Annotated in this window: 14 protein-coding genes; 9 read left to right on the plus strand and 5 right to left on the minus strand. The window is 62.7% G+C overall.

Going from position 1 to position 17,810, the window contains the following annotated elements:
* Window positions 1-50 precede the first annotated feature (50 nt).
* From PLANPX_RS11870 to PLANPX_RS11880, 3 genes are all read left to right on the plus strand, one after another.
* Window positions 51-1,706 (plus strand): family 16 glycosylhydrolase, encoded by a 1,656-nt coding sequence (locus tag PLANPX_RS11870; RefSeq protein WP_172992007.1) that lies wholly within the window; start codon window positions 51-53, stop codon window positions 1,704-1,706.
* A complete protein-coding gene (bglX, locus tag PLANPX_RS11875; RefSeq protein WP_152098942.1) occupies window positions 1,703-4,195 on the plus strand; it encodes a beta-glucosidase BglX in 2,493 nt (830 codons plus the stop codon). The genes PLANPX_RS11870 and bglX overlap by 4 nt, the downstream gene beginning before the upstream one ends.
* Window positions 4,196-4,354: 159 nt before the next feature.
* Window positions 4,355-5,479, plus strand: a complete 1,125-nt coding sequence (locus PLANPX_RS11880; protein ID WP_194175123.1) for a hypothetical protein — start codon at window positions 4,355-4,357, stop codon at window positions 5,477-5,479.
* A gap of 62 nt (window positions 5,480-5,541) precedes the next feature.
* Here PLANPX_RS11880 and PLANPX_RS11885 read toward each other — a convergent pair whose 3' ends face one another.
* Both PLANPX_RS11885 and rnc read right to left on the minus strand, forming a co-directional pair.
* Window positions 5,542-7,089, minus strand: coding sequence for a hypothetical protein (locus PLANPX_RS11885; RefSeq protein ID WP_152098943.1), 1,548 nt, complete (start codon window positions 7,087-7,089; stop codon window positions 5,542-5,544).
* Between the two features lie 90 nt (window positions 7,090-7,179).
* Complete coding sequence (gene rnc, locus PLANPX_RS11890; protein ID WP_152098944.1) at window positions 7,180-7,953, minus strand: ribonuclease III; 774 nt, start codon at window positions 7,951-7,953, stop codon at window positions 7,180-7,182.
* Window positions 7,954-8,222: 269 nt separating this feature from the next.
* On the opposite strand from rnc, the gene mgtE reads away from it, so the two are divergent.
* Complete coding sequence (gene mgtE, locus PLANPX_RS11895) at window positions 8,223-9,584, plus strand: magnesium transporter (RefSeq protein WP_152098945.1); 1,362 nt, start codon at window positions 8,223-8,225, stop codon at window positions 9,582-9,584.
* Between the two features lie 18 nt (window positions 9,585-9,602).
* On the opposite strand, the gene PLANPX_RS11900 is transcribed toward mgtE, so the two are convergent.
* Window positions 9,603-9,938: a hypothetical protein gene (locus PLANPX_RS11900; RefSeq protein ID WP_152098946.1), complete on the minus strand. Its 336-nt coding sequence runs from the start codon at window positions 9,936-9,938 to the stop codon at window positions 9,603-9,605.
* Window positions 9,939-10,290: 352 nt separating this feature from the next.
* Here PLANPX_RS11900 and PLANPX_RS11905 point away from each other — a divergent pair, with 352 nt between their 5' ends.
* Together PLANPX_RS11905 and PLANPX_RS11910 are read left to right on the plus strand one after the other, a co-directional pair.
* A complete protein-coding gene (locus PLANPX_RS11905) occupies window positions 10,291-11,013 on the plus strand; it encodes a pyridoxine 5'-phosphate synthase (protein WP_152098947.1) in 723 nt (240 codons plus the stop codon).
* A 346-nt stretch (window positions 11,014-11,359) separates the two neighbouring features.
* Complete coding sequence (locus tag PLANPX_RS11910; protein ID WP_152098948.1) at window positions 11,360-13,210, plus strand: SulP family inorganic anion transporter; 1,851 nt, start codon at window positions 11,360-11,362, stop codon at window positions 13,208-13,210.
* 240 nt (window positions 13,211-13,450) lie between these two features.
* Here the strand turns inward: PLANPX_RS11910 and PLANPX_RS11915 are convergent, their stop codons facing one another.
* Window positions 13,451-13,759 carry a hypothetical protein gene (locus PLANPX_RS11915; RefSeq protein ID WP_152098949.1) on the minus strand — a complete coding sequence of 103 codons (309 nt, stop codon included), beginning with the start codon at window positions 13,757-13,759 and terminating at the stop codon, window positions 13,451-13,453.
* Window positions 13,760-14,320: 561 nt separating this feature from the next.
* Here PLANPX_RS11915 and PLANPX_RS11920 point away from each other — a divergent pair.
* The 3 genes from PLANPX_RS11920 to dapA all read left to right on the plus strand — a co-directional run bounded on the left by PLANPX_RS11920 (window position 14,321) and on the right by dapA (window position 16,795).
* Complete coding sequence (locus PLANPX_RS11920; protein WP_152098950.1) at window positions 14,321-15,085, plus strand: hypothetical protein; 765 nt, start codon at window positions 14,321-14,323, stop codon at window positions 15,083-15,085.
* Window positions 15,086-15,142: 57 nt separating this feature from the next.
* Window positions 15,143-15,664, plus strand: coding sequence for a DUF4112 domain-containing protein (locus PLANPX_RS11925; protein ID WP_172992008.1), 522 nt, complete (start codon window positions 15,143-15,145; stop codon window positions 15,662-15,664).
* A gap of 243 nt (window positions 15,665-15,907) precedes the next feature.
* Window positions 15,908-16,795 (plus strand): 4-hydroxy-tetrahydrodipicolinate synthase, encoded by an 888-nt coding sequence (gene dapA / locus PLANPX_RS11930; RefSeq protein ID WP_152098952.1) that lies wholly within the window; start codon window positions 15,908-15,910, stop codon window positions 16,793-16,795.
* A 31-nt stretch (window positions 16,796-16,826) separates the two neighbouring features.
* On the opposite strand, the gene PLANPX_RS11935 is transcribed toward dapA, so the two are convergent.
* On the minus strand, window positions 16,827-17,810 hold the full coding sequence (locus PLANPX_RS11935; RefSeq protein WP_172992009.1) for a beta-ribofuranosylaminobenzene 5'-phosphate synthase family protein: 984 nt from the start codon (window positions 17,808-17,810) through the stop codon (window positions 16,827-16,829).

Consider the following 17,810-nt stretch of genomic DNA (forward strand, 5'->3'; position numbering starts at 1 on the left):
TTGATCGACGGGCAGTGGCGAAACAGACCATGACTGTAGTGAACACGACCATGACGCGAACACCGATCAATCGTCTCGCCCGCGCGCAAGCCTTCGCCGTTATCGCATGGCTCGCCGCGGCGTCGACGGCCGTCGCCGCCCCTCCTGGCTACACGCAAATCTGGAACGACGAGTTCGACGGCACAACGCTCGATCAATCAAAGTGGACCCCCGAGACGGTTCAAAATCCCCACAACAACGAGCGGCAAGCTTACCTGCCCGAGATGATCACCGTAGCTAACGGCGACATGGTCATCACCTCGACCAATCAGCCCTCCGGCAACAAGCAGTACCGCTCGGGCCGCGTCCACAGCGATTGGACCCACCAGTATGGCCGCTGGGAAATTCGCGCGGACCTGCCAACCTCGAAAGGGATGTGGCCCGCGATTTGGCTCTTGCCCGATACGACGCAGTACACTTGGCCGAATCAGGGCGAAATCGACATCATGGAGAACCGCGGCAGCCAGCCGCAGCTCACGAGCAGTGCGTATCACTACGGCACCTTTTCGCCCTACAACCATCAGTACAAGTACAGCGAGCAGACGGCGGCACGCTTCGGCCAACCGGTGAACTTTCACCAAGGCTACCATACCTTCGCCGTCGATTGGGACGAGACGAAGCTTCGCTTCTACGTCGACGACGTTCACTACTACACGCTATACAATTCCGACGTCGGCGGCTTCATTGGCAACCAGACGGCGCCGATGCAGACGATTCTCAACACGGCCGTTGGCGGCGACTTTCTTGGCGACCAGCAACCCGATGCCTCGACCGTTTGGCCGCAAAAGTTTCTGATCGACTACGTCCGCGTTTTCGAGCGAAACGACGATCCCCTCCGCCTGCAAAATGGTCGCTTCGAAGCAAACGACGGCAGCCTTGCCGGGTGGACGGTTTTCGGCAATCGGCTTAACACTAACAATGTCTCCGTCCACAACGAGGCGGTCGCCGATGGCATCGCATCGCTAAAACTCTTCGGCCAATCGGCCGGCGGTACGAACTATAGCGGCGTGAGCCAAGGAATCTCGGTTTCCGGCGGCGACCAAGTCACCGCCGCCGTCGAGTCGTTCATCCGCTCGCAAGATTCGATTTCTGGCACGAACAACTCGGTGCAACTGAAGATCGAGTTCTACAATGACTTCGGCGGAAAGTACGGCACGCCGGCGATGCTGGGCGAGTTCGTCGAAACGATCGTCAATGGCTCGACAGCCAACAATGTCTGGCAGCCGCACGATCTCACGGCCACAGCTCCCGCGGGCGCCGTCGAAGCCCGCGTCGCGCTCGTCTTTACGCAAACCGGCAACGCCGCCGGCGCGGTTCACTTCGACAACCTCTCGTTCAAGAACCTCAGCCTGCCCGACTACGCCGACGCCGACGGTAACGGCACGATCGACGGCGCCGACTTCCTGATCTGGCAACGCAACATGGGGAAGGAATCGCCAGTCGGTCCCGCGGAAGGCGACTTCAACTTCGACGGCGTCGTCGACGCGGCCGACCTCGAAATTTGGAAGTCGCAGGACGGAACCACCGTGCCGCCTGACAACCATGGCGCCTCGCTCCAAATCCCGGAGCCCTCGTCGGCGATGCTCACGATCACCACCCTCGTCGGTCTGATGCACTGGCGCAGCGGACGCTTGCCGGCAGTCGCTGCTGAAGCGAGCCCGGTATGAAGGCGAGCATCGGGTTCAAGTTTCGGCAATGCTGCGCCCTTCTCGCAACCGCGCTGATTGGTTTGAGCAACGGTTCGCCCCAGCTCCTCGCAGACGAGGCGCTGGTTACCGCCGAGAAAACCGCAGCATTGCAAGATGCATCCGCGGAGCCTCGTGAGTCGATCGCGAAATTCAACTCCGCGGCCGCTGATCGAGCCGCAGAAGTTGATCGCCTTCTCGCGGCGATGACGCTCGACGAAAAAATCGGCCAGATGTGCCAAGTGTGGCCAGAGCAGGGCGAGCTAACGCCGGCACTCGTCGAATCGCTCCGCCAAGGCGAGGTTGGTTCGCTAATCAATTGCCCCGATTCCAAATTCATCGTCGAAGTCCAGCGAATCGCTCAAACAGAAAGCCGACTCGGTATTCCGCTGCTCATCGGTCGTGACGTCGTCCACGGTTACCGCACGATTTTTCCCATCCCGCTTGGACAAGCCGCGAGTTGGAATCCGGAGCTTGTCGAGCAGGCCGCACGCATCGCCGCTAACGAGGCGAGCAGCGAGGGAATCAACTGGACGTTTGCGCCAATGGTCGACGTCGGCCGCGATCCGCGGTGGGGACGCATCGCCGAAACTTTTGGTGAAGATCCGCGCCTGTCCGCCGCCCTGTCGTCAGCCGTTGTTCACGGCTTTCAGCAAGAAGACGACGAAGGTCTGCATGGTCTCGTCGCTTGCGCCAAGCATTTCGCCGCGTACGGTCTGTCGGAAGGAGGCCGCGACTACAACCGGGCCTCGCTCTCCATCGCCGACCTCCACAACATCCATCTACCAGCATTCAAATCATCGCTCGACGTCGGTTGCCGCACGTTCATGACGACGTTCAGCGAAGTGAACGGCATCCCCGGCACCGCCCATGCCTACCTGCTGCAGGATGTCCTCTGCGACAGTTGGAAATTCTCCGGCGTCGTGGTGAGCGATTGGAACTCGGTAATCGAAATGGTCGCTCATGGATTCAGCGCTGACGAAGCGGAAGCCGCCCAGCAGGCGGTGAACGCTGGCGTACACATGGAGATGGTGAGCCCGACGTTCCATGACAATCTCTCTCGGTTGGTGGAGCAGGGGAGGGTCGACGAAGCCGCACTCGATAACGCCGTGCGCCGCGTACTGCGTTTGAAGTTAGAGCTCGCTCGGAACGATTCGGCGAATCAGTCCGCAGAGAAATCAGTTGCTACAGGGGCAACCGCGCCGCGGCCGGGCGCCAAGCTCTTGCATCCGCGCTCGCTTGAGTTGGCGCGTCGCGCCGCACGCGAAAGCATCGTGCTGCTGAAGAACGCGGAGCAGACGTTGCCGTTGCATCGCGAAGAGCTCCGCCGCGTCGCCGTCATTGGCCCGCTCGCGGATGCGCCGCTGAGCCAACTTGGCTGCTGGTCGGTCGATGGTTCTCCGGCCGATGCGATCACACCGCTCGCCGCCATTCGCAACGCGGTGGGCGATACCGTGGAAATCGCCTACGTCGCTGGCATGACGTCGAGTTATGCGAACAGGCTGACTGAACTTGCGAAAGCGCAGAAAGCGGCCGAGCAGGCTGACGTCGTGCTGCTGTTCGTCGGCGAAGACGCGGTCCTCAGCGGCGAAGCTCGCAGTCGGATGACGCTCGATCTGCCGGGAGCGCAGGCGAAGCTCGTCGAAGCCGTTGCTGCGTCAGGCACGCCGGTGGCGATGGTCGTCCTTGCCGGTCGCCCGCTCGCGATCGGCGCCGAGATCGACGCCGCCGCCGCCGTGCTTTATGCGTGGCACCCGGGCACGATGGGGGGGCCAGCGATCGTCGACCTGCTGCTCGGCGATGCGGCTCCCACCGGCCGACTGCCGGTGACGATGCCGAAGCATGTCGGCCAAGTGCCGCTTTACTACAGCCATTCGAACACCGGCCGACCTAGCCCTGCCGACTTCCGCCCGCTATCGCAATCGCAGGGCAAAGATCTTCCGGCAGAGTTCCAATACCGTTCGCACTACGTGGACGGCGATCCTTTCCCGCTCTTTCCGTTCGGCTACGGCCTCACGTACACGACGTTCTGCTACGACGGCTTCGAACTTGGCGCCGCCGCGATTGGGCCGCAGCAAACGTTGGCGGTGCGGGCTCGCATCACGAACACCGGCACGCGCAGCGGCGTTGAAACGGCGCAACTCTACGTGCGCGATTTGGCCGCCAGCATCGTCCGCCCGGTACGCGAGTTGAAGGCGTTCCGCCGCGTCCATCTGCGTCCCGGCGAGTCGCAGGCGGTGGAGTTTGCCCTCACTGCGGATGATTTGCGCTACTTCGATAACCAAGGGAAAAGCGTCCTGGAGCCGGGCAAGTTCGCGGTGTGGGTCGGCGGCGATTCGACCGCCGCTCTGGGGGGCGAGTTCGAACTGACGACGGCGAGCGACCCGTCCTCGCAGTCGGCTCCCGCCGTCGCGCGGGCGCCCAAAGTCGAGACGACGAAGCAGCCCGTGCGGGCCGACAGCGGAACGTGATTTCGCATGCTGGCGATGCTAGCGTCTCGTTACGTGATCTTCGCCAAAGACGCTCCCCGCTCTCTGCCGATACCAGCGGTACGACCCAAACTTCTTCGCGCACTTTTGTTTGACCCGCATTCAGGGTGCGCGCCCGCCCAAAACCCGCTGGGTGACGATATGTCTCGCCTCGTTCGCCGCCGCATCGCGGCCGGTTTGTGCACGTTCGCGCTGTTCGGAGCCAATGCGCTACCCGTCCGGTCGGCGCCGCCGCAGCAACAAGCGAAGCCTGCCATGCAGCGGAGCGCTACCGCGTTCGTTCCCGGTAACGGCGCCTGCATCAATTTCGTCGGCGACGACTTTGAAGAAGCGGGTTGGTCGTACGACCATCGCCATCCCAAGAGCTCGCGAGAGCAAGACGAGCAAGTTCGCTACCCGATGGGCAAGTCGCTCAACGACAAGTGGCATGAAGGGCCGGAGCGCGGTCAGCCCGATCAGCTGCAAGTGATCAAGCTCCCTGAACCGGGCCTCGAAGGGAGCGAGCACGGTCTGCTGATGCGGACGCGTAACTCGTATATTCCGGGCCGCAACATTCGTGAAGTCCACCAAGACGACTTGATCGCGAACTGCGTCTCGCGGCTTAGCGGCGGCATCCCCGTCTCCGAGCGTCCCAGCGTCGTCACCCGAGTTTATCTGCCGCCGGCGGAGCAATGGGAGCAACGTTCAGGCCCACACTTCGGTTACCGTTCCAGCGTTTCGACGATGACCGTCGGCAAAACGAAGGGCCTGTTCAGCCTGTCGCGGGAAAACGAAGTCGAGCCTTACTGGCCCGGCATGTGGATCCATTTCCGTCCGGCTGGCACGCGCGGCGCGAAGGAGGCCTCGGCCTATCTCACCGTCCGCAGCAATCGCCTGGGGCACGACTTCCCGGCCAAGGAAATCACCGAGTTTGGCTGGTGGACGCTCGGCATGTCGTTCTCGCCCGACGGCATGGTCCACTACTACGCGAAGCAAGGCGTCGAAGATCTCACCGAAGCCGACTACCTAACTTCGCAGTTTCCCTACGGCTACCAAGCGAAGCAATTCCGCACGTACTTCTTCGACGTCTGCAATCGCAGCGACGGCCAGACCTGGTCGACGCCGTTCGTGATCGACGACCCGAAGCTGTACGTCGGTAGCCCTGGTCGCATCAACGCGATCGTCGCTAACAAGGAGCGGCAGGCCGAGCAAATGGCCGCTCGTCGGGCTGCTGCGCAGGAGCGGGCCGCGATGCAGAAGTCGTCACGCTCGACGCAGAAACGCTAACGCTATGAGCCAGCAGTGGCACGCGCTCGAGTGGAGTTCCGTCGCGCTGAAAGCCCGACCTATTAAAACGTCAGCTTGAACTTCTCCGTGAGGTTCTTGCGAACCGTCTCGGTGTTCTTCTGCAGCTCGGCCATTGTCTTCTGCGCTTCCTGCATCATCGCGTAGGTTGCGTCGGCGTTTTTCTGCGCCGTTTCACGGTCGGCCTGAGCGTTGTACGTCGCCTTGTAATAGGGGGCGTACTGTCGCATGAAGTAGCCGCCCCAATTCACCGTGCGAAACGTCGGGATATAACCCGTTTCGTAAGTCATGGCCTGTTCGGGCTGCTCTGATTGAGCGATTTTGTCTTCGATTCCATAGGCCTGGTCGACCACGTAGCGGAACGTTTGCGATACGTAGGCGCCAAACTTCACTAGATCCGGGTCGACGTTGCGCGTCGACAGATTGTCGATCCGCCGGGCGAAGTTCTCCAGCCACAGCGCCGCTTGCTGTAGCGAACCGGCGCGGTTGAGATTCTTCGAATCTTCGATGTACTTGTCGACAGCTTTGAAGTAACGGAGCGACGCCTTCGCGGCGATTTCCTCCGGCGTTTGCGGCGGCGTTTTCTTCGGCGGCGCGACCGGCAGCGTCTGGGCGGCGACCACCGGGTCGCTACCGCGGATCACCGAGGCGTCGATCGACAGCAAGCTAAAAATCCGCCGCAGGCCGGTCGGCGTCAACTCGCCTTCGAGCGAGAGGCTCGTCCCCTTCGCTTCGGCTTTCCAATCGCTGAACTCGTCGAGCATCGCTCCCGCGCTGCCGACGATCGCCAGAATCAGCGGCTTCGCCACCGGAGCGAGCGCCGAGGCGTCCCCTTCGAAATCGAACTGCAGCTTGCCGTTGAGCTTGTCGGTGACGATGACGCCGAACTTTACCCCCTGCAAGCCGTCGAACAGCTTGGCCGTGGCCGCTTCATCAAGCGGATCGAGAATCTTCGATTCAGCGACCTGGGCGCGAATCGCGTCGGTCCGCAAGGCGCCCGCCAAATCGACGGCCAGGATCATTTGCGTGCCGGCGGTGTCGGCGTAGCTGACCGAATGTTCGAGATAGGCCGAGAGCGGCTCTTCCTTCGCGTCGGTCGCTTCCTTGATCCACCGCGTCGCTTCTTGGCGGTTCGCGTTGGTCAGCATGGAGAACAGCTTCGGCCCGAACTTCACCACGCAAACGTCGGCGGGCAGCCACACGGCGGCCACGTTGCCGATGTTGTCGACCATCCCATGATGCCGCTCCGCGACTTGCTGAAGCGTCGGATCGACCGACAGCGTCATCACGGCCGATTCCCACTCGGGCCGCAGCGACGCAATGTCGAGTTCCGCCGCCAGGACGGCCCGCTCGGTCGACGGCGGCAGCATCAGCGGCGACGACTCGGCGGCGTCGGCGAACTTCTCCCGCCAGTTTTCTTTCTTCCCCAACGGACTGTCGTACATCGCCGTAGCGTTGACGACGATCACCGCATTGGCGTCGGAGGGCAAGCGGCGGCTCAGTTCAACGAACGTCTGGGCGTCGACGGTCGCCGTCACGGCGAGCGAACCGACGCAGGCGATCATCGCGACGGAGCGGCGGAAGAAACTCATCAATTCAATCTCCGGATGGCGTAGCGAAAGACAGGGAAGCCGATGCCGCGGCGAACGTCGGCGGCATCTATCGTGAGCGGCGAGCTCCGCTCAATCCGCGGCGTCATCCGAGACGTTCCCCGCGCTGTCCTCGCACGGGTAGGGCGCCGACTCTTCACGCAATTCGCTGATCGCGTTGTGGGCCGCCCGTTGTTCCGATTCTTTCTTGCTCTTGCCCCACGCAGCCGTGAAGCGCCGCGAGCCGATCTGGGCCGAGATCTTGAAGCACTTGCTGTGATCCGGACCCTTCTCGTCGAGCATGATGTAGTTGGGAGTCACGCCGAACTCGCGCTGGGCGAGCTGTTGCAGCAGCGACTTGAAGTTGCCGCCGAATTCGCACGACACGGCCGCTTCGATCTCGCCGTCGACGTGACGCAAGATGAACTGCTCGGCCGCCGGCATGCCGCCATCAAGGTAGATCGCGGCGATGAGCGACTCAAAGGCAGCGGCGAGCACCGAACGGGGAACGGTGGGATCGGCGGCCATCCCTTTGCCGAGAATGAGGTGGACATCGAGCCCGAGCGCTTCGCTCATCCGTGCGCACGTATCGCGACTAACGACGACTGATTTGATCTTCGTCAGTTCCCCTTCGGAGTATTCGGGGTATTGCTGAAACAGCCGTTCGCAAACGACCATGCCGAGGATCGCGTCGCCGAAGAATTCCATCCGCTCGTTGGAGGAGAGCCGATGCTGCACGCCCGAAGCGTGGGTGAGGGCGCCTTCCAGCAGCTGCGGCTCGCGAAACGCATAGCCAATTTGCTGCTGACAAACTTCAAGATCGCCACGGCGCACATCGCTGGCGTCAGACACAGTATTTGTACTCATCGCAATGGTGTATTGCGGAGGCTTCGCTGACGCAGCCTGCGGGGATGAACCCGTGCGGCTGCAGCGGCAGAGCCCTCGCGGAGGATAAGGATGGTACGGGAGAGAACGCCCCTCGCCGACCCATCCGTGAAATCCGGCCGAGAACCAAGTTGTAGGCTAAACTGGGCGGCCCCAAACGTCAACGACAGGGGCAAAGACGCCTGCCGTCCGGGCCAGCGTTAGCGTACACTTACCGGGCTACAGTCCGGCCCCGTTTTCACGCAGACGGCATGATCAACACCCTCCTACTCCCAGAGCTTCGGGAAATGCTCGCGACGCACGACGCCGCGGGGCTGGAGGATTTTTGCGACGCCATGCACCCCGCCCGGGCGGCGGAGTTTATGGAGGGGCTCACCGCCGCCGAAACCTGGGAAGTTCTCCAGGCCGCCGAGCCGACCGAGCGGGTCGAGATCTTCGAATATCTCGATGGGGAGCGGCAGGTCGAGATTCTCCAAACGGCCCCCCCCGAGGAGACGTGCCAGGTCATTGCCCGGATGGCGCCGGACGATCGCGTCGACTTGCTCAAACTGATCGACCCGGCGATCGTCGAGCGGTTGCTGCCGCTGCTGCCGAGCGAAGAACGCCGCGACATCACTCGGCTGAGCCAGTACCCGGAGGGGACGGCCGGCTCGCTGATGACCACCAGCGTCGCCCGGCTGCCGGAATCGGTGACTGTCGGCCAGGCGCTGGAAGAGATCGCCCTCCAAACCAAGAACCACGAGACGATCTACTACATCTACATCGTCGACGCCGAGAATCACCTGCGCGGGCTGATCACCGCTCGGCAGTTGCTGATGCATCTTGGGACGCCCGATGAGAACGTCACCGACCTGATGCAGCGAGACTTGGTCACGGTCGAAGCGACCGACGATCAAGAAGTCGTCGCCTCGAAGGTGGCCGACTACAACTTCATGGCGATCCCGGTCGTCGACCATGAGCATCACCTCGTCGGCATCATCACGCACGACGACGTCATCGACGTGCTCCGGGAGGAGGCTGAAGAAGACGCCTATCGCGCGGGCGCCATCGCGCCGTTGCAAGAGACCTACCTCAATACGCCAATCCACACGCTTTCGTGGAAGCGGGGGATGTGGCTCAGCGCGTTGCTCGCGGCTTCGTTCCTCACGGTCTACGCGCTGCAGTCATTTCATGAGACGCTTGACGCCGTGAAGTGGTTGCCGCTCTTCCTGCCGCTGATTGTGTCGTGCGGCGGCAATTCGGGCGGTCAGTCGGCGACGCTGATTATCACCTCGCTCACCGGCGGCGATTTGACGCTGAAAGATTGGTGGCGCGTGTTGCGTCGCGAGCTGCTAATGGGGCTGCTGCTGGGCGCTTGGCTTGGAGCGATTGCCTACATGGGGGCGTTGCTCGTAGTCGACGGGCCGACGCCGGTCGACAAACTCGTCGTCCCGATCACGCTACTCTTGGTCGTCACCTGTAGTACGATCGTCGGCGGCGCCTTGCCGCTGATCTTCAAGCGACTGGGGCTCGACCCCGCCTTGATGAGCAACCCGTTCGTCGCGGGGATCATCGACATCACCGGGATCGTTATTTACATGTCGATCTGCTGGCTGATGCTCGCCGAAATCTGACTCGCGCCGAATCCAACTCTAAACGTCCAGCACGGGCTGCCCAACGTACATCTGTAGCACCTGGCTTTGCACCTTGATCGCGCGAATCAGCACCCACACCTGCTCCTGCGAGAACTTCTCTGGATCGGAACCGGCGAGTTCTTCCAACTCTTGCGTCATCGCCGCGTGCTGATCGGTCGCCAACTGCATCTTCAGCGACGTCGACTGGCAGGCCGACTTCAACTTCGCGTCGTCCTGCAGAAACTCGAGATCCGCGTGATCGTTCGCCAGCAACAAGCAAATCCGGGCGACGTCTTGCGGCGAGGCGTCGGGCTCCAACGCTTTGACGCGTTGAGCCAATTCGTGGCAATTCATTAGGCGATTCTCCGGGGACGCAGGGCCGGCCAATTCGAGTGCTCTTCAGTCGATTTCCGAAAACTCTGCGGAACCTTAGGTCACGAACCTGAAGCCCTGCGGAACGCTCCTTTGCGTCATACCGCGAGCCTGCCGCAGGCGTTCGCATCGGGCCGGTTATGCGACGCTCGCCGCCGCTAGACAATCGGCCTGTTGCCGCCGTAAAACGGCGATGTTGCGGCAATCGGGCGTTCCCATTCCCGATGTTGCAATTGTGAAACACCAGCCTGAATGTGGTGTTTGACGAATCGACACCCCCCGAACGGCGGCCCCCCGGCGGCAGCCCGAGCCCTCCATCGATCACGAGCAAGATATGGCCCTCCTCGGCGTTAACATCGACCACGTCGCCACCGTCCGCGAAGCCCGCAAGACGAACGAGCCCGATCCCGTGTGGGCTGCGTCGCTGGCTGAACTCGGCGGCGCCGACGGCATCACGCTGCACCTTCGTGAAGATCGCCGCCACATCCAAGAACGCGACCTGCATCTGCTCAGCCAGACGGTGACGGTGAAGCTCAACCTTGAGCTCGCCTGCGACGACGACGTGTTGAAGATCGCCTGCCAGGCCAAGCCGTTCCAAGCGACGCTCGTCCCGGAACGCCGCGAGGAAGTGACGACCGAAGGAGGCCTCGACGCCGCAGGGCAGGGGGCCCGCGTCGGCGACGCGGTGAAGCGGCTCCGCGACGCCGGCATCGTCGTGAGCCTGTTCCTCGATCCCGATCCAAAACAAATCGAAGCCGCCGCGAAGATGGGCGCCCAGGCCGTCGAACTCCATACCGGGGCTTACGCCCACGCTACGGCGAAGTTTGCCGGCGAGGACGAACTGGCAGCGCTCACAGTAGCCGCGAAGCACATCGTCGACGCCGGCCTTACGCTACACGCGGGCCACGGCCTCACCTACCGCAACGTGAAGCCAGTGGCCGCGATCCCCGACATGTGCGAGCTCAACATCGGCCACAGCATCATCGCCCGCGCGATCATGGTTGGCCTGGAGCAAGCTGTTCGGGATATGAAGCGGCTGATATCCGAACCCCGCTAGCCTGCCAAGGAAAATGCTTTAACCGCCAAGAGTGCCAAGGGAGTACAAATTCAGTTTAGTGGAACCCCAGATGCACGCCGATGAACGCAAATGAGGGCAGGGCAGGATTTGAAGGCACGAGATCCACGCCAATTTGCGTGTATCGGCGTGCATCGGCGGTTCCAAGTTCCGCTGTTTGCATTCACTTGGCGCTTTTGGCGTCCTTGGCGGTTCAATTCCGCGGGCATCGCGGCAATCCTCGGATTGCGTTTACCCGCCGCTCCAATGATGATAAGGAGCCCTGTCCAGCGTGACGTGACGCAACGAGCGCAGCCTGGGACAGAATCGCTTTCGGCTACTCTGAGTGATGTCGCAACACGCCCCGCCCCGCGCCAACTCGTCCGCGAGAGGCGCTAGCGCAGATCTCTCGCTTCCGCTCTGGAAGCGGCGACTCTACACGCTCGTGCCGGCGTTCGACTCGCTCCGCACCTACACGCCCAACTCGTTCCGCCGAGACCTCATCGCCGGCATCACCGTCGCCGCGGTTGCGGTGCCGCAGGCGATGGCCTACGCCAGCATCTTCGGCATGCCGGTGCAGTACGGCCTCTACACGGCAATCGTGATGACCGCCGTCGGCGCCTTGCTCGATTCGTCGAAGCAACTCATCAACGGCCCGACCAATGCCATTTCGATCGCCATGCTTAGCGCGCTGGCGTTCGTTCCCTCGGATCAACGTATTCCCGCCGCGATGCTGATGGCGGCCCTCATTGGGCTGTTTCAAACCGGCATCACGCTGCTAAGGCTCGGCGACCTCTCGCGATTCATCTCGCACGCCGTCATCGTCGGCTTCACCGCCGGCGCCTCGGTGCTGCTGGTCCTCGATCAGCTAAAGAACGTTCTCGGCCTGAAGGCCCAGGGTGAGCATCACGATCACTTCGTGAAACGCTGGATCCTCACGATGTACTACGGCGGGCCCGTTCATCTGCCGACCATGTACGTCGCGCTTGGGACGATTGCCGTCGCACTCGGCTTGCGCTGGATCAATCGTCGCTACAAGCTCGCCTTGCCGGAACTGCTGCTGGCGATCATCGCGGCGGGCTTGGCCGTCTGGCACTGGGAACTCGCCGACCAAGGGGTGAAGCTGATCGACAAGGTGCCGCGGATTCTGCCTCACTTCGAGTCGCCCCAGTGGGATTGGGGGCTGATTCGCCAACTCGCCCCCAGCGCCGCGGCCGTGGGCATGCTTGGCCTGCTCGAAGCGATCGCCATGGCGAAAAGTATCGCGGCGAAGACCGAACAAAAACTCGACATCAATCAGCAGTGCCTTAGCGAAGGACTCGCCAACCTCACCGGCAGCTTCTTCCAGTGCTTCCCTGGTTCCGGATCGCTCACCCGGTCGTATATCAACCACCAGGCCGGCGCGGCGACGCAGTGGTCTGGCGTGATTTGCGCGGCCATGGTCGGCCTGACGATTCTCCTGTTCGCGCCGCTCGCGCAGTTCATTCCGAAGGCCGCCCTCGCCGGCGTCCTGATGGTCACCGCGACCCGGATGGTCGACGTCGCCGGCATTCGCTACCACTGCCGGGCGACCAAGTTCGACGCGATCATCGTTGCCGCGACGGCCCTCTCGGCAGTCCTGGTCTCGGTCGAATTTTGCATCCTCGTCGGCACGATTCTTTCGTTCCTGATGTACGTTCCCCGCGCGGCCCGCGTGGAAATGCAGGAACTTGTCATTACCTCCAATCACCGCATCCGCGAACGCAACGACGAGGATGTGCCGAGCGACCAGTTGCGGATCTATAACTTCGAAGGCGAGCTATTTTTCGGCTCGTCGCCGGAGTTTGAATCGCATCTGGAGCAGATCGAAGAGGAAATCGACGACCAGCTGCGGATCCTCATCCTCCGTGTGAAGCACCTTCGCAACCCCGACGCTGTCTGCATGCACCTGCTCGCCGAGTTCATCGCAGAGACGGAAGCCCGGGGCGTGGTGGTCTGTCTCACAGGCGTCCGCGGCGGGTTCTACGCGACGCTGAAGAAGGTGGGCATCGTCGAACTGCTGGGTGACGAACGCGTCTTCCGCGAAGTGCCCCGCGACTGGACCAGCACTGTCGCCGCCATCGAATGGGCGCACCGCCAACTAGGCGACGAACTGAGCGGCGGCGCCCTCCCGCCCGACGAAGAATCGGTCGCCGTTCGCGACTGGCACTTCACCATCTAGCCGCGTCGCAACGCGACGCAGTAGCCGCGGTCAACGACCCGCCGGAGCGGCGCACATAAACGCTATAGAGCCAAGGCAAAGAGTAGTACGCGGATTTTCACGGGTTTAACGGATCTGCGCGGATGCAAAACGGCCTGACGCGGTGATGCCTCGGCACTCATAACAATCCGCGCTCATCCGCTTAATCAGCGAAAATCCGCGTCCCATTCGTTCTTTAGCGTCAGTGAAGTCTCACAAGAGTTACCCGCGGATCGACTCGACGCACTTTTCAGCCACCCACTCCGGCAGCCCATGCGATTCGCTGAACCGCAGCACGTAGGATTCAAGTTCACGAATCCGTGAGGGGAAAATATCACCCTGCACCAGAATGTCGGCGCCTGGATCAGCGTCGATGTAGATCAAAGTTCGACCATCGTCGTGTCGTCGAACGATCAGCTTCTCGGCAACATAGCCGCCGTGTTGCACGCTTGTGCGGCAGGCTGAACCGATTTCGGGCCATTCGACCGGGTCGAGCTCGATCTTCAATCCACTCGACAACCGGATGGTCATGATCCGTGACACCATACTCCACTCCCCTTGTGCTAAAGGCTCGCGGGTGATCCAGAAGAGATTTGCATTTTACGAGCGGCAGCAAACAAACCAAACGAATTCGCGAATTTGCCGCAATTTTCGCAAATTAAACCAGCATGACTTTTCGGAAGAGCAGCGTTGGCAACCTGCAGTGCAGGACCGCACGTTGCCAACGCGTTTGATCTCGTCAGACCGATGAGCGGCTGATATCGTCACTCCTTCCCGCCACTGTCGACACAATCGGAGCGGCGGAACGAGGCGACGGTTACAATCGCGGTTGCTGGCATTGCAACTCGCGTGCCCGGTCATCGAGAACCGATTTTGTCGGTTGCAGCATGGCCGGCGCGGAAATCTGTGGGAGGGGTCTCCGACCCCGAAGCAGCGCGGAGCTGTTGAAACCGCTCGTGGTGGTGACCGGAATCGGCGTCGGAGACGCCTCCCACAAGCAGTCTCGGCAATTTCATTAGGCACTTCGAATAGATGCAACTAGGAGCGAGTGAACGGATGACGGAGACGGAGGGGGTACAGGAACAAGTATCGTTGGGGCAGACTCTCGCGCGGCAACTGCCGCCGCTCGATCCACAGGCGGCCGCGTCGGCGCCCCCTGTCGCCGGCGCCGTCACGCGGGCGATGAAGTGGCTCGGCGACGAAATCGAAAAACTCCTCGGCGTTGCCAAGGGGGGCGACTGCGACGCCTTCCTCACCGTGTTCGAAGACGTCCGCCGCCGCGCTCGCGCGCTGGAGCCGGTTGTTCAGCAACTCCGCCCCCGTTGGGTTGCATCGGGTTCTACTGCCGCCGACGTCGACGACGGCAGCGAAGCCGTCGGCCATCTCGGCCACTACCAATGGTGCCGCCAGGTGATCCTTACCGTTTGGGCCGCGGCGATGCCGAAGAAGCTCAAGGCCGCCATCGCAGCGAGCAACGGCGCGCTCGTCGACTTCGACGTCGCCCCGCTGAAGGCCCACTGGCCAAGCGTCCGCGCCGCACTCGATGCGCTCCCAGAGATCAACGCCTCAAAGTTCCACACCGCGATGGAAGCCGAGCTCCGCACGATGACGAATGCGCCGACCGTGGCGCCCGTCGCGAAGCCGAAGCCGGGCGAAATTCCGCGTGAGCACCTCAGCCGACCGATCGGCAAGGCCGAGGCCGCTAAGCTCCACAGCGGCGCCAGCGTCCCCGACCCTGCCGCCTACTTCCGCGACCTGGTCGCGCAGAACTTGATGAAGCCGCCGATCGTCAACGGCCGCAGCTTGCAGTTTGACGTCCGCGACTTCCCGGCGAGCAAGCGGGAGTCGATGCGGTAGGATTTCGCGAGCCAGTTGGTCCCGCGGGATGGTATGAGGTTTGCCAAGGAAGCTCTCATGCGCAAACCCCAAGCCATCCCGCCATCCACTGCGGACGAGCAACTCCCGCAGCTCGCGCCAGAATTGCAGCTACTCGCCGACTGGATGGACGGCGTCTTCCGCGTGCCGGGCGTCGGCTGGCGGTTTGGGCTCGATGCGATTCTCGGGTTCATCCCCGGCATCGGCGACACGGCCACCTCGGTCGCCTCGCTCTATATCCTCACCGCGGCGCATCGCTACGGCGTGACGCGGACGACGCTGCTGCGCATGGCGCTCAACGTCGTGCTCGACGCCGTCGTCGGGGCGATCCCGCTGATCGGCGACATTTTCGACGTCTACTGGAAATCGAACCAGCGAAACGTTGCCATCCTCAAGCGGCACATGCTCGCCGTACCGGCCGAGCAACGCCACTTGCAGCGAGCCGACCGCTGGTTCGTCGTGCTGCTGGTGACGGTGCTCGCCCTGCTGCTGATCGGTAGCGTCATCGTCGCCGCCATGCTGCTTACATGGCTAATAAGAACCCTCGCCCAAGCTTTCTAATCTCGTTCCCACGCTCTGCGTGGGAACGCCCTCTCCCGACGCTCCGCGTCGCGCATTGTCCGCCGTTTCGCAAGAATGCCGCAGAGCGGCGACAACGCCATTCCCACGCGGAGCGTGGGAACGAGGGGCAGCAGGGCTCCACCCAATTGCACGCCAGCCCCCGTCGCCGTATCATTGCCCCCCACGGCGCAACTTGCGCCTTTCATTGCTTGGCTTGCGCAAACGTAAGGAGAATTCTGCTCGATGAGCACCAAAGGAGAAGCATTCGCCGGCCTGTCGGTCGCGGTAGTCACGCCATTCAAGGGAGATGAGGTCGACTACGACGCCTTCCGTGCTCAGATCGAGTTCCAGATCGATGCGGGAACCAACTGCATTTGCCCCGTCGGCACCACCGGCGAATCGCCGACGCTGACCCACCCCGAACACGAACGGGTCATCAACTTCGTTTGCGAAGTCGCGAACAAGCGGATCAAGGTGATGCCGGGCGTCGGCTCGAATAGCACCGCCGAAGCCCTCCGCCTCACCAAAGTCGCCGAAGCCGCCGGCGCCGACGCCGCGCTGCAGGTCGCCCCGTACTACAACAAGCCGACCCAGGAAGGCTTTTACCAGCACTTCAAGCGGATCGCCGAAGAGTCGGGCCTGCCGCAGTGCATTTACAACATCCCCGGCCGTACCGGGAAGAATGTCGAGCCCGAGACAATCATCCGCCTCGCCGAACTCCAGAACGTGACGATGGTCAAGGAAGCGACCGGTTCGCTCGACCAAGCGTCGACAATTCTCGGCGCCACGAACCTCACCGTCCTTAGCGGCGACGACAGCCTCACCCTCCCGCTGATGGCCGTCGGCGCCCGCGGCATCATCTCGGTGGTTGGCAACATCGTCCCGCGTGACATGATCGCGCTCATCGACGCCGTCGACCGCGGCGACCTCGTGCAAGCGCTCAAGTGGCACCGCAAGCTGTTCCAACTCTGCCGTGACATGCTGGGCCTCTCGACGAACCCGATCCCGCTCAAGGCCGCGATGAAGATGCTCGGCCGCGACACGGGCGAGATGCGGCTGCCGATGACGCCGCTCGAACCGGGGCAAGAGGCTTCGCTGCGCAAGACGCTGACCGCCTACGGGTTGCTGTAGTCGCACTTAGCCCCCGGTCACTGACCGGGGGCTAAACCGCGGCGGAATCGATCGTCGCTCCACGATTATCAGCTCGAGTGATCTGCATCGCGTGGCCTTGCCACGCCGTCATCGCGCGCATGCGGGTGACGATCTCGTCCGCGTGCGCCTCATCGGCCGCAAACGCGAACACCGTCGGCCCCCACGACGATTGCCCGACGCCTCGCACGCCGAGGCTGCGGAGCGTCTCAACGCACGCCGCGATCTCTGCGGAGGCATATGGCCCGCCTTGGACGCTCGCGAAGCACTCGCCCGCGAGGCGGCCGTACTCGAAGAGCGCTTCCCCGAACGAGGTGAGATCGCGATTCCACGTTGCCGGCAGGATCGACTGTTCGGCGAGTTGAGCGAGCCGTGCCGTCGTCGCAGCGGGAACCGGCGGCAACTGGCCGAACGCGCTCACTTCAGGCTCACCGCTCAGCCCCGCCGAAGTCGATGCGGCGACGAGGATGACTCGCCATTCGGCTGGAACTTCCACGCGCTGGGCTAATCTTCCCAATGGCTCGTTAGGCAGGCTGCCGAGTTCGTAGAGCAGTCCGCCCTGCAAGAACCCGTGGCAGCCGATTGCGCTGCGTCGACCGCGGCCGACCATCGCGGCGAGGTCCTCGGCACTGGCCGGCGCGAGGTCGTAGAGCGATCGAACACCCGCGGCAACCGCGAGGGCAAGTTGGGTGCCGCTGCCGAGGCCTTGGTGGGGTGGGATCGAGTCGAGAACCTCGATGTGGAGGGCTTGGGGCGTTTGCTGGTACGCTCCGGCCGGTCGTTGACCGGCGGCTACTAGATGCTCCAGCGACTGACGCGCGTGGGCGAGAGCGCGTTCGGCATCAGGGCCGGTGGCTTGCCATTCGGTCGACGTAGCGAGCCGCAGCGTGCAGCGCGGTTCGGCGATCATCATCCCGAGGCCGCCGAAGCTTGGACCGTCGGTTTGTTCGAACCGCAGCAGCCCGAAGTGGAGGCGGCTCGGCGTGGAGATTGTCAC

This window comes from Lacipirellula parvula, assembly GCF_009177095.1.
GTDB classification, from domain to species: Bacteria; Planctomycetota; Planctomycetia; order Pirellulales; family Lacipirellulaceae; genus Lacipirellula; species Lacipirellula parvula.

What these genes read in the sequence shown, in the direction of transcription:
- PLANPX_RS11870 (WP_172992007.1), top strand. Translation starts at nt 51, where the DNA reads ATGACGCGAACACCGATCAATCGTCTCGCCCGCGCGCAAGCCTTCGCC.
- bglX (WP_152098942.1), top strand. Translation starts at nt 1,703, where the DNA reads ATGAAGGCGAGCATCGGGTTCAAGTTTCGGCAATGCTGCGCCCTTCTC.
- PLANPX_RS11880 (WP_194175123.1), top strand. Translation starts at nt 4,355, where the DNA reads ATGTCTCGCCTCGTTCGCCGCCGCATCGCGGCCGGTTTGTGCACGTTC.
- PLANPX_RS11885 (WP_152098943.1), bottom strand. Translation starts at nt 7,089, where the DNA reads ATGAGTTTCTTCCGCCGCTCCGTCGCGATGATCGCCTGCGTCGGTTCG.
- rnc (WP_152098944.1), bottom strand. Translation starts at nt 7,953, where the DNA reads ATGAGTACAAATACTGTGTCTGACGCCAGCGATGTGCGCCGTGGCGAT.
- mgtE (WP_152098945.1), top strand. Translation starts at nt 8,223, where the DNA reads ATGATCAACACCCTCCTACTCCCAGAGCTTCGGGAAATGCTCGCGACG.
- PLANPX_RS11900 (WP_152098946.1), bottom strand. Translation starts at nt 9,938, where the DNA reads ATGAATTGCCACGAATTGGCTCAACGCGTCAAAGCGTTGGAGCCCGAC.
- PLANPX_RS11905 (WP_152098947.1), top strand. Translation starts at nt 10,291, where the DNA reads ATGGCCCTCCTCGGCGTTAACATCGACCACGTCGCCACCGTCCGCGAA.
- PLANPX_RS11910 (WP_152098948.1), top strand. Translation starts at nt 11,360, where the DNA reads ATGTCGCAACACGCCCCGCCCCGCGCCAACTCGTCCGCGAGAGGCGCT.
- PLANPX_RS11915 (WP_152098949.1), bottom strand. Translation starts at nt 13,759, where the DNA reads ATGACCATCCGGTTGTCGAGTGGATTGAAGATCGAGCTCGACCCGGTC.
- PLANPX_RS11925 (WP_172992008.1), top strand. Translation starts at nt 15,143, where the DNA reads ATGCGCAAACCCCAAGCCATCCCGCCATCCACTGCGGACGAGCAACTC.
- dapA (WP_152098952.1), top strand. Translation starts at nt 15,908, where the DNA reads ATGAGCACCAAAGGAGAAGCATTCGCCGGCCTGTCGGTCGCGGTAGTC.